Annotated in this window: 10 protein-coding genes and 1 pseudogene; 8 read left to right on the top strand and 3 right to left on the bottom strand. The window is 64.9% G+C overall.

All coding sequences use genetic code 11. From position 1 onward, the window contains the following. Window positions 1-36 precede the first annotated feature (36 nt). Window positions 37-1,181, top strand: a pseudogene (locus tag ACWF99_RS12105) (IS701 family transposase). 244 nt (window positions 1,182-1,425) lie between these two features. Continuing rightward, a protein-coding gene (locus ACWF99_RS12100) for an IS5 family transposase (protein ID WP_452535981.1) occupies window positions 1,426-2,344 on the top strand; the annotation gives its coding sequence in 2 pieces (ribosomal slippage) (window positions 1,426-1,800 and window positions 1,802-2,344; 918 coding nt in all). Window positions 2,345-2,431: 87 nt separating this feature from the next. Here ACWF99_RS12100 and ACWF99_RS12095 read toward each other — a convergent pair. After that, complete coding sequence (locus ACWF99_RS12095; protein ID WP_452535980.1) at window positions 2,432-3,982, bottom strand: AlbA family DNA-binding domain-containing protein; 1,551 nt, start codon at window positions 3,980-3,982, stop codon at window positions 2,432-2,434. A 1,001-nt stretch (window positions 3,983-4,983) separates the two neighbouring features. Continuing rightward, a complete protein-coding gene (locus ACWF99_RS12090; protein WP_452535873.1) occupies window positions 4,984-6,363 on the bottom strand; it encodes an MBL fold metallo-hydrolase in 1,380 nt (459 codons plus the stop codon). 192 nt (window positions 6,364-6,555) lie between these two features. Here ACWF99_RS12090 and ACWF99_RS12085 point away from each other — a divergent pair, with 192 nt between their 5' ends. From ACWF99_RS12085 to ACWF99_RS12060, 6 genes are all read left to right on the top strand, one after another. Further along, window positions 6,556-6,726 (top strand): hypothetical protein, encoded by a 171-nt coding sequence (locus ACWF99_RS12085; RefSeq protein WP_452535872.1) that lies wholly within the window; start codon window positions 6,556-6,558, stop codon window positions 6,724-6,726. 157 nt (window positions 6,727-6,883) lie between these two features. Beyond that, window positions 6,884-9,067 (top strand): MMPL family transporter, encoded by a 2,184-nt coding sequence (locus ACWF99_RS12080; RefSeq protein ID WP_452535871.1) that lies wholly within the window; start codon window positions 6,884-6,886, stop codon window positions 9,065-9,067. Window positions 9,068-9,155: 88 nt separating this feature from the next. Continuing rightward, on the top strand, window positions 9,156-9,425 hold the full coding sequence (locus ACWF99_RS12075) for a metal-sensitive transcriptional regulator (RefSeq protein WP_056809283.1): 270 nt from the start codon (window positions 9,156-9,158) through the stop codon (window positions 9,423-9,425). Window positions 9,426-9,450: 25 nt separating this feature from the next. After that, on the top strand, window positions 9,451-9,696 hold the full coding sequence (locus ACWF99_RS12070; RefSeq protein ID WP_452535870.1) for a YgaP family membrane protein: 246 nt from the start codon (window positions 9,451-9,453) through the stop codon (window positions 9,694-9,696). A gap of 42 nt (window positions 9,697-9,738) precedes the next feature. Beyond that, on the top strand, window positions 9,739-10,143 hold the full coding sequence (locus ACWF99_RS12065) for a DUF302 domain-containing protein (RefSeq protein ID WP_358190351.1): 405 nt from the start codon (window positions 9,739-9,741) through the stop codon (window positions 10,141-10,143). Between the two features lie 59 nt (window positions 10,144-10,202). Further along, the gene (locus ACWF99_RS12060) at window positions 10,203-10,976 is read left to right on the top strand and encodes a sulfite exporter TauE/SafE family protein (RefSeq protein WP_452535869.1); all 774 of its coding nucleotides are present in this window, start codon (window positions 10,203-10,205) and stop codon (window positions 10,974-10,976) included. Between the two features lie 24 nt (window positions 10,977-11,000). On the opposite strand, the gene ACWF99_RS12055 is transcribed toward ACWF99_RS12060, so the two are convergent. After that, the gene (locus ACWF99_RS12055) at window positions 11,001-11,261 is read right to left on the bottom strand and encodes a DUF1918 domain-containing protein (protein WP_056815107.1); all 261 of its coding nucleotides are present in this window, start codon (window positions 11,259-11,261) and stop codon (window positions 11,001-11,003) included. Window positions 11,262-11,353: the final 92 nt, after the last annotated feature.

The following is an 11,353-nucleotide window of genomic DNA, read 5'->3' as shown; positions in this document are numbered from 1 at the left end:
TGCACTCACGTGGTTCGGTGCTGGTAAACCTGTCGGGTGGTGTTGGATCGCGCTGTGGCCGAGCTGGATTCGTTGATGACAAGGATCGGGGAACGGTTCACCCGGGCCGAGCCGCGAGGGCGGGCGCGGGAGTACGTGTCGGGCCTGATGGCAGGTTTGGAGCGGAAGAACGGGTGGACCCTGGCCGAACGTGCTGGTGACCGGTGTCCGGACGGGATGCAGCGGCTGCTGCGTGCCGCGGACTGGGATGTCGATGCGGTGCGTGATGACGTGCGTGGTTACGTGGTCGAACACCTCGGCGACCCCGACGCTGTGCTGGCCGGTGACGAGACCGGGTTCCTGAAGAAGGGTGTGAAATCTGCTGGGGTGCAACGTCAGTACTCCGGCACTGCCGGTCGCACGGAGAACTGTCAGATCGGGGTGTTCCTGGTGCATGCGTCGCGACACGGGCATGCGCTTATCGACCGTGAGCTCTACTTGCCGCAGTCGTGGACCGATGATCGGCAACGTTACCGCGACGCCGGCAACGGCGACGAGGTCGAGTTCGCGACCAAGCCGCAGCAGATGATCGCCATGCTCGAACGCGCGTTGGCCGCGAAGGTGCCGTTCGCGTGGTTCACCGCCGACGAAGCCTACGGGCAAGCCGGTTACTTGCGGGATCGGTGCGAAGACCACGACGTGTTCTACGTGATGGCCACCCGCTGCGACCAACGGGTGAGCACCCGCGCGGACCCGCACCGCCCGCGCCGACGACCTCGTTGCCGAGTTCGGTGAACGCACCTGGCAGCGGCTCTCGGTCGGTGCCGGTGCGCACGGGCCCCGCGAATACGACTGGGCCCGCCGTCAGATCGAGGGCACCTGGAACAGCGGGCGGGCACTGGCTGCTGGAGCGGCGGGCGTTGACGCCCAACAGCAAAGGCGAGTTCGAGATCGCCTACTACCTGTGCTTTGCCCCGGCCTCGGCACGGCTGGTTGATCTGGCGTGGGCTGCGGGGTCGCGCTGGCATGTGGAAGAAGCGTTTCAGCAGGCCAAGGGAGAGGCCGGGCTCGACCACTATCAGGTCCGCAAATGGCGTGCCGGGTATGCCCACATCACGTTGTCGATGCTGGCCCTGGCCTGGCTCGCCGCGACGAAAGCGGTTGTGGCAAAGGGGGACTCACTGGCAGTGAAGCGGGCATGATCGCCCTTACGCTACCGGAAGTTCGGCGTCTTCTTATCGCGTTCGTGTTGACCCGGCTCAATCCCGCCGACCACGTCTGGTCCTGGTCACGCTGGCGACGACGCCGCCAGTATCAAGCCCGGCTATCGCATTACCGGCGGCGGGGACACCCACTCGACTGACCACCGAGTGCAGTTGCAGTACTAGGTCATGTCTCCCAATCGGATTTTCGGTTCACCGCCGGTAGTCCGTCATGTCGGGCATCATGTTCGCCGTGGCGGAGACTGTCGGTGATCGGCATCAAGTTCTGACGGACAACCAGTGGGAACTGCTCGAGCTGCTGTTACCGAAATCCGATGGCCGCGTGGGCCGTAACTTCTCCAACAACCGCCAGGTCGTGGAGGGAATGTTGTTCCGGTTGCGGACCGGGATGCCGTGGCGGGACCTGCCCGAGGGATTCGGTCCGTGGCAAACGGTATGGAAACGACACCGCCGTTACGCCGCCGACGGGACCTGGGATCGGGTGTTGGTCGCGTTGACCGCGTTGGCGGACGCGACCGGCAACCTCGACTGGGCGGTGTCGATCGATTCGACGATCGTGCGGGTCCATCAACACGGCGCAAACACTCGTCGAGGTGGTTGTGCGGTTGCCGGCCCGGATGGTGAGTTATGAGCCGGCTGATCACGGGATCGGCCGGTCTCGGGGCGGGTTGACTACCAAAGCCCATCTGGCCACTGATGGCAACGGTCGCGGTTTGGCGGTGTTGATCACCGCGGGCCAGGCCGCAGATTGCCCGGTGATGCCCGCGGTGCTCGACGCGATCGCGGTCCCGAAACTGGTCAGTGGTCCGCCACGCCGCAATCCTGATCGGGTCTTGGCAGACAAAGCCTATTCTTCCGCGGCGAACCGAAAGTTGTTGCGCAGCAGGCGGATCGTCGCGGTGATCTCGCAACGGTCTGATCAGGTCGCCAACCGGAAACGCCGTGGCAGTGCCGGTGGACGCCCGCCCGGGTTCGACTCCGACGCTTACAAGAGGCGCAATGTGGTCGAGCGGGCGTTCAACAAGGCCAAGCATTGGCGTGGTGTCGCGACTCGTTACGACAAGCTGGCCTGCACTTACCGGGCCGGGATCGTCATGGCTCTCATGGTCGAATGGCTGAAGCTATTGGGAGACATGGCCTAGGTGCGAGCCTTGGTGTGTACACCGGGCGGCCCCCTGACCTGACCAAATCTGGAGCACTCACCCCTCAGGCCGGAACCGATGCCGCCGTCACTCGTCTGCCTGGCCCATGAAGTGGTCGACCTGCGGAGATGGTCGAATCTCGGTGTGGAAACCCATGCCCTGTGATTCGCGGGTTGCGTGCTTGATGACTTGTTTTGTGGCCGCGGCAATGGAGCGGTCGTCAGTGTCGACGAAGAGCGTGCGTCGCATCGGTTCGGACCTCACTAGCTGGTCCAGGATCGGTTCGGTGCGCTCGCCGAAGAATCCCGCGAAGCTTGCGTAGTACTCGTATCCGAAATGATCCGAGGGTTGTGTAGCGATGATCAGACACCACAGCATGTCGAACCGGCACAGCGAATCCAGGAGCTCGTCGGGCCGGCCTACCTCGATGGATACATCAGGGCAGTCCGATCGCAGTTCGGGGTGGTCGAGCATGTGGCTGCGACACAACGCCAGCATGTTGCCCCCTGTGCCGTCGCGGTCGTGTTCGTCGGCGCGCATCAGACCGTTGCGGCTGGCTTGGACCTGGCCGTGGCGCAACCACGACAGGTACTCGTAGGACGATTCCGTCAGTACCGGGCGCCGAACCAGCGGAGGTACCCACTTCCACTGGGATTCGCGTACCAGACGGCTGCCGACGATGAAGACGCGTACGAGCACCGCGAGCAGGTAGCGGTCCTTGATGTCGGGAGGCAGGTAGGCGTCGCTCCCGCCGAGTCCGGCAACGTTCATGTACAGGTCGGCGAGGATATCGATCGTCTGCTCGTAGACCTCGTCGTGCCGGGAGTCCACCGCGCTCAACGCGATCAGGCACAGCTGGTCCAGGGCCTCCTCACCCGAGGAGGTCGGTGTGGGCCTCGCCGATCTCTGCACGACGGTGAGGAAGCGGCGGATGCGGGTCACTCCGGCGTCACCGGCCTCGAAGTTCTGCCCCAACGCGGTGGCCAGTGTCGCGAGGTCCATCTCCGGCCGCAGCGGGACATTCACAGGGCCCCCTGAGCCCTGGTCCCGGATTGCGTCGAGGATCTGCTGCAGCAGGGCGTTGGTGTGCTCAGAGGCCTCGCGGGTGATGCGCTCGCGATAGCGGGCGAGCGCGTCCTCCCACTGCGAATACGACATCGGCGTGTTCACCGAGCCCTCGCGGGTCAGGATCTGCCCCATGTAGAACACCGGGTTCTTCTTCTGCCCATCCTGATTGGGGAGCGCGCCGTGCTTGCGCATCACCACCGGCAGGCCGGCCGTGTCGTCGGGGCGGATGTAGATCACCGCGACGAGCCAGCCGTTCACCTCGTGGGCCGCGCTGGTGATGTGGATCGGGCCATCGATATAGGCGCGCACCTTCTGCATCAACGTCGCCGAATCGAACTGTTTCGGCTCGATCGGGTCGGCATCGGTTGCCAGGTCGCCGTTGTCCTTGGCTCCAACGACGATGTAGCCGCCGCGTGGCAGATTCGCCATGGCTGCACAGTCTTTGGCTAGCTCCACCGAATGCTTGCTGCCTGCCGACAGGTCCAGGTGGGACTTGTAGTCGAGCTCACGGTCCTCGGTGCCGTTTTGGAGAAGCTCCAGAACCTTCTCGAAATCGGTGCGGCCATCCACCGTGATCAACGTTCCAGACTCCTCAGTCGTTGTCGTTGCTCGCCGCGATGCTGTGATCGCTACGGGCGATATTGCATCAGCGGCAACATCACAGCCTTACTACACCAGCCAAGGCAATCCCAGCGACGGTCCAGGGTCAGCGGTGTCCCGCTGGCGACCGCTAGGACGCCGGGGCGGTCTCAGTCCGGCTACGGACGGCGACAGCTTTCGGAATGGGTTGGGCATTTCGAAGGCGCGACCGCCGAGCTCGAGTTCGTCGCACCAGGTGGTGAAGCGGCGCCAGGCGCTGCCGTAGATGCGGGCGGTGTTGGCCGGGTTGCTGCGGCGGTGTTACTTTGACAGCCGGTAAGGAGTACTTATCGGGCGCCATGCCGACCGCCGACGACTCGTACGAATTCGACTACCGATGCTCTTCCTAGCTCGGTCTCTCCCAGCACAACGCCGGAAGCACCGTGCTCGTAACGAGTTCGGGGGACGGCCGAAAGGAAGACGAGCCCGTTGCGTCAACCTCTGACGCAACGGGCTCGATTCTCAGCGCTTCCGCAGGTCGACCACTGTGGATAGCGAATGTATCCCCCTCCGGACACGCAAAGAAGGCCCCGATCATCAGATCGGGGCCTTCTTCGTCTGCACGATGTACCAGCGAGAGGCCGCGCGGATCTCGGTTCTGCCAGACACCCAACCTGCTACCCGTCGACAACGACCGGACCGCCGCCGGCGAGTCCCCGCTTCTCGTCGCCGACGCACTGCCCGCAACCGCACAGATCTTCGTCGCCACCCCGCGCGAGGCATCCCGACCTCACACCAGCAGGTTCGCACTGATGGCAAACAGCAGCGTTGCAGTACAGCACCTTGGTCGACAACAGCACCGGCCCGGACAGAAGTGTTGGCCCATCAAACTCACAGGGTTTGAACCTGCGACAACCGGGCGCAGATTCCAGTTGTCCAGACCATACCCATCAGTGCCCAAGGCGGGGAACTGTGTGTCGGCGTCGCCGAATTCACGCCGCCGCGTGGTGATCGACCCACTCGTTGTAGCCACCGATCAGATCGCTGACCTGCTCGATGCCCGACGATCGGAGCAACGACGCGGCGACACTCGAGCGCCACCCGCCGGCACAGTGCACGACTATCGGCACACCGGTCCAGAGTTCCCCGATCCGAGAACGCAACTGCGCCAACGGAATCGACTTGGACTCGGGAATGAAGCCGAACTCCCGCTCGCCGGGATTACGGACATCGACAAGCGTGACCGCACCATCGGCGAGCAGCAGACTCAACTGCTCCACAGTCGTCCTGGGTGCAGACTGAAGCAAATGGGTCAATTCGGCGGGGAAGACGCCGTCGTGCTCGACGTTGAAATACCCGACCGCTTCGTCGGACCCGATTCGCGCCAGTCTCAACGCGGCGTCCTGTTCCTCGCCGGGATAGGTGATCAGCACAATCCGGTCGCCGATCTCGGCGACCATCCCGCCGGTCTCGGCGAACCGACCGTCGAAACCGACATTCACCGACCCGCGCACATGCGCCGCAGCGAAGTCGTCGGGGCTTCGGGCGTCGAGAACGCGCGTACCGCGATCCAACTCGCTGAGTAACTGCGCCACCGTGACAGCCGGGATGCTGCGATTGCGATCCAGCACTGCCCGATTCTGTTTGTTCAGGGCAGCGTTGACATGGAAGTACTGCGGGACCGCCGGTTGGCCGTCGGTGATCAGCGCGACGAACGAGTCCTCACTCATCGGCTGGACCGCCGGATTGGTTCGTCGCTGTTCACCGATCGTCGAGGTCAATTCCGTGGACAGGTTCTTCCCGCACGAGGAGCCCGCACCGTGCGCGGGCATGACGGTCACCGAGTCGGGCAGGTTCAGCAATGTCTGGTGGACGGTCCGGTACATGGCACGCGCGAGGTCCGAAGTCGAACCGTCGCCGAGGTTCACCAGGTCGGGTCGACCTACGTCACCGATGAAGAGAGAGTCGCCGGTCAGCACGGCCGTCGGTCGGGCCGACGCGGTTTCGCGCACCAGCAGGCTGATCGATTCCCAGGTATGCCCCGGAGTGGACAGCACCTCCAGATCGACCTCACCGAGCGCGACATGTTCACCGTGCGCGAGTCGCCGGATCGGATAGTCGGTTTCCGCCGCGGTACCGAAACCGATCCACGCCCCCGCGGCCTCGAGCAGCTCGAGGTGACCGGAGACGAAGTCCGCGTGGAAGTGGGTATTGATCACCCCTTCGATCCTGAGCCCGTGCCGCTGAGCATCCGCGAGATATTCGGTGATGTCTCGGCGCGGATCGACAACGATCGCACGCCCGGTGCTCTGGTCACCGATCAGGTACGAGGCATGGGACAGGCATTCGATGTAGTACTGCTCGAGAATCACGCTTCCTCCAATCCCGACAAGGCTCTTCGTCGCCCCTGTGGACAAGAGTGGCATATACCCCCTAGGGTATGCAAGTACCCCCCGGGGTATAGGATCGACCAAGCGTCAACCCCGACGCCTACGACACTGACATCCGAGTGGCTAATACCCCCTGGGGTATTAGCCCGACTCCCATATTTTCGAGGAGGACCCATGTGCTATCCCGTCACCTGCCCGACCTGCAAGAAGACAACGTGGGGCGGCTGCGGGTCCCACGTGAGCAGCGTTATGAAATCCATCCCCGAGTCCCGCCGCTGCGGCTGCAAGAACGAAACCGCGCCCACAGGCGAGCTCGGATTCTTCGCCCGCATCCTCGGCCGCTGAGCCGGAGCGCACCGAGCTCCAGCGAGCCCGAGGCTGTGCCGCCACGGCAATGATCGGTCGAACCGATGGCACCGACCTGACGCGGTGATCCCACCGCACTTCCCGTAGGCGCAGCGCGCCCCGAAATATACCCCCTCCCGTATAAGGAGTATTTGGCATGAGCAGCAATAACGCTGTCGTCGGCGGTCGAGCACCGTCGGCGAAGCAGGCGCCGGAGTCCGCCCCGCCGACCCAGCCAGGCGGCGCGTTGGCCCGCATGGGAGCAACGATGACCACGCACGCGAAGTGGGTCTTCGGCGTGTGGTTGATCGCCCTGGTCGCCCTCGGCGCCGCCGCCCCGAGCGTGTTCAGTTCACTGGCCGGTGCCGGCTGGCAGGCCAACGGGTCTGAGTCGGTTCAGGTCCGCGAGCTCGCGCAGCAGCATTTCGGCGGGAACTCCTCTGCCGCTGTGCAAGTGGTCGTGCACTCCGATACCGGCACGGTCTCGGATCCCGCGGTGCAGCAGGTCCTCGCCGAGGCGACCGCCATCTTCCAGCGCGACGACCGCTTCGGTGCGGTGATCGCGCCGCAGCCCGGGATGTCGATCAGCCCGGACAGCCACACCGGAGTGCTGATCGCCGGTGAGAACGCGAGCACCGACGAAATGGTCAAGGCTGTCGACGATCTCAAAGGCCAGTTGACGGCGCTGTCGAGGGACGGTATCGAGGTCTACCCCACCGGCGCGTCCGCGCTGTGGAGCGACTTCAACAAAGCCAACCACGACGCGATGATCAAGGCGGAAATGTTCTCCTGGCCGGTGACGCTGGCGATCATGGTGCTCGCGTTCGGTTCGCTCGTCGCCGCGGGTCTGCCGCTGCTGCTCACCCTGGCTGGGCTGATCGCATCGGCGGGCGGGCTGGTGTTGCTCAACTCGGCCACGCCGATCTCGGTGTGGGCGATGAACTTCGCCATGATGTTCGCCCTGGCTCTCGGTATCGACTACGCCCTGTTCATCGTCGCGCGATTCCGTGACGCGTTGAGCAAGACCGGGGACTCCCGCGCCGCGGTCGCCGAGACGATGGACACCGCGGGCAAGGCGGTGGCCCTGTCCGGACTGACGGTGCTGGTGAGCCTGTCCGCCGTGCTGCTCGTGCCCGCCCCCGCGGTGCGGACCATGGCCGTCGGCATCATGCTCGCGGTCGCGTTCGTCCTCGCCGCCACCTTGACGCTGCTCCCGGCGGTGCTGGGCAAGCTCGGGCCCAAGATCAACGCCGGCTCGCTGCCCTACGCCAAACGCCAGCAGCACCGGTCAGCGCGCTTCGAGTCCTGGGGCAGACTGCTGCACAAGCATCCGTGGCCTTTCGCCATCGGCTCGCTGCTGATCCTGGCAGCCTTGTCGATTCCGGTGCTGGACTTGAAGGTAGCCATGCCGTCGATCCAGGTCGTGCCGACCGACGCACCGGTTCGCCAGGGCTATGAGCTCATCCAGGCCCAGATGGGCGAAGGCGCTCCTGGCATGTTGCAGATCATCGCCCCCGCTGCCGAAGCCGAGGCGACCGCCGCTGCCGCCCGGGCGACCGACGGCATCGCCATGGTCACCCCGCCGATGCCCAGCGCGGACGGCTCCGGTTACACGATGTTGCAGGCGATCCCGAACGTCGACCCCTCCGACAACGCGATGGGCGCGATCCTGGGCCAACTGCGCGCGGACCTGCCATCGCAGGCACTCATCGGCGGCGCCCCGGCGGAGAACCTCGACCTCCAGCAGGCCCTCAACGACTATCTGCCGTTGATCGTCGGTGTCATCCTCGTGCTCGGCTTCGCGTTATTGCTGGTCGCATTGCAGGCGCCGCTGATCGCGATCCTGGGCACGGTGGTGAGCCTGCTCTCGACCGCGGCGGCGTTCGGCGTGGCCAAGCTGATCTTCCAGGACGGACACGGCGCGAGTCTGCTCGGCTTCACCCCGCAGGGCTTCCTGGACGGTTGGGGGCCGGTGTTCTTCTTCGCGATGATCTTCGCCATCGCGATGGATTACACGGTATTCCTGCTCGCGACGGCCAAGGAGCACTACGAGGAATCGGGCGACCCGGAGCACGCGCACGTCATGGGGCTGGCGCATTCGGGCCGCATCATCGCCGCCGCCGCGGCGGTGATGGTGGCGGTGTTCTTCACCTTCGCCTTCGCCGAGCCGTTGCCGCCCAAGGAGATGGGCATCATCCTCGGTGTCGCCGTGCTGCTCGATGCGGTGTTCATCCGGCTCATGCTCCTGCCGGTACTCCTGCGACTGACAGGGCATGCCGCCTGGTGGTCACCGGCCTGGCTGCGCCGCGTGCTGCCGAAGATCAGCTTCTCCCACGGCTGACGCGAATGGGGGTATGCATGGCGTGGATCACCCCGACATACATACCCCCTGGGGTATAGTAGAGGCAGACCCCAGGAAAGGAATCGTCATGGTCGGAAACGACGAGAGTATCGCGCTGGTACTGAACCGGCTGCGCCGCGCACACGGGCAGCTCGCCGGGGTGATCTCGATGATCGAGAACGGTCGCGACTGCAAAGACGTCGTAACCCAGCTCGCCGCGGTTTCGCGCGCGCTGGACAAAGCAGGCTTCAAGATCGTCGCCAGCGGACTGCGCGAATGCCTGACCGGCGAGTCCGCCGATGGCAAGCAACCCATGAGCGAAGCCGAGCTCGAGAAGCTCTTCCTCGCCCTGGCTTGACAGATACCCGAGAAGGGACACGCCCGTGCCGAGTCTCCCCCGCCATCAGGGCTGGACTGTAGAACGAGTTGTGCCGCTGATGGCCGGCGTGATCGTGCTGGCGAGCGTCGCCTCAGCTACGGTCTTCTCGCCGTGGTGGCTGCTGCTCACCGGTTTCGTCGGCGCCAACCTCGTCTTCTACTCGATGGTCGGATGGTGCCCCGCCAGCCTGATCATGGAAAGGGTCGGCCTCGAGCCCGCCAGCTGCCGAATCCAGCCCACCACCCGCTAGACCTCCCCCGGAATCCAGACCAACGAGAACGGAGACACACCGATGAACCTGGCACTGTCCACCACACTGGCAACGTCGTTCGAGGATGCCGTCGCCCGAACCCGAGCGGCATTGCAGGAACAAGGATTCGGCGTACTCACCGAAATCGACATGCAGGCCACCTTGAAGGCCAAGCTCGACAAGGACATGGAGCGCTACCTGATCCTCGGCGCCTGCAATCCTCCGCTGGCGCATCGGGCCGTGGAGGTCGACCGGCAGATCGGATTGCTTCTGCCCTGCAATGTGATCGTGCGCGACAACCCGGCCGAGGAAGGCACAGTCCTGGTCGAGGCGATGAACCCCCAACTGCTGGTGCAGGTCACCGGCGAACCCGCCCTCGCGGCGATCGCCGACGACGCCGGCCGGCGCCTGCAGACCGCGATCGACGCACTCACCGCTGACGACTGAATCCCACGAACGAAGCCGACACATTCGTCCACGCGATAGCACCTGAACAGGAGACGCCGATGACGATCCTCGTCTCCGTGGTCCTCGGTGTCGTCATCGGGATTCTGCTCGGCCTGCTGGGCGGCGGCGGTTCGATTCTCGCCGTCCCAGCGCTCGTCTACGGACTCGGGATCCCGCTCGGGCAGGCGGTGCCGATGTCACTGCTCGTGGTCGGCGTTTCCGCACTGTTCGGCGCCATCCCCAAAATCCGGTCCGGCCGAGTGCAGTGGCGAGTCGCAGGCATGTTCGCCCTGACCGGACTACCGGCCGCGTTCGCCGGCAGTGCGATGAACCGCGCTCTTCCCGAACCACTGACACTGGCGGGATTCGCCGTGGTGATGGTCGCCGCCGGAGCTCGAATGCTTTCCAGCACCGGGGGAATCGGCACTGCCTGCCGCGTGGAGGGATCCACCGTAGATTGGCGCCGCTGCACCTCCCGCGCCGTTCCAGTCGGCCTCGGCGTCGGATTCCTGACCGGACTCTTCGGGGTGGGCGGAGGGTTTCTCATCGTCCCTGCCCTCGTCCTACTGCTCGGCATCGAGATGTCCACGGCGATCGGCACATCGCTCGTGATCGTCACCGCCAACTCGAGCTCCGGGCTCCTCGCCTACCTCGGCGATCTCAGCCTCGACTGGCGCATCACCGCAGTGTTCACCGCGACGGCCATCGGCGGATCACTCATCGCCGGCCGCTACGGAAAGCATGTCGACACCACCCGGCTACAAAAGTGGTTCGCGTATCTGATCTTCGCGGTGGCGGCCTTCGTCCTCGTCGAAGTGATCTTCCTCCGGTAGCCGGGCGACCGTAGCTCACCGCGCTCAGACCGGATGGCTCGGCTGGTGCTGCATAGAGGAGAACCGCGCGGCCGCGACCTCCTCCTGTGCCCGCAATTCCGACCCGGTGAGCACATAAGCGTCAGGTCCAGGAAAGGTCAGCGCCCGATGACCGTCATCGGTCCAGTGCACCAGGTAGGGCGGAGACCCGTCTGCTGAGTGGACCTCCTCGATCAGCCCCCGCCGGACAGCGCAGCCGACGGTATGTCCCTCGATGACGAGCCAGTCACCTGGTTTCGCATGCATGACGTGCCTCCTTGCTGGTTCCTTGTCACCGCCATGTTCCGATCCGCTCTCTCGCCGTGACATTCGCCGTCGGTCCCGCTACGAACGGGTGA

The organism is Nocardia sp. NPDC055002, from assembly GCF_053608825.1.
The sequence above is the reverse complement of the archived record's forward strand: the minus strand, read 5'-3'. Positions and strand labels throughout refer to the sequence as shown.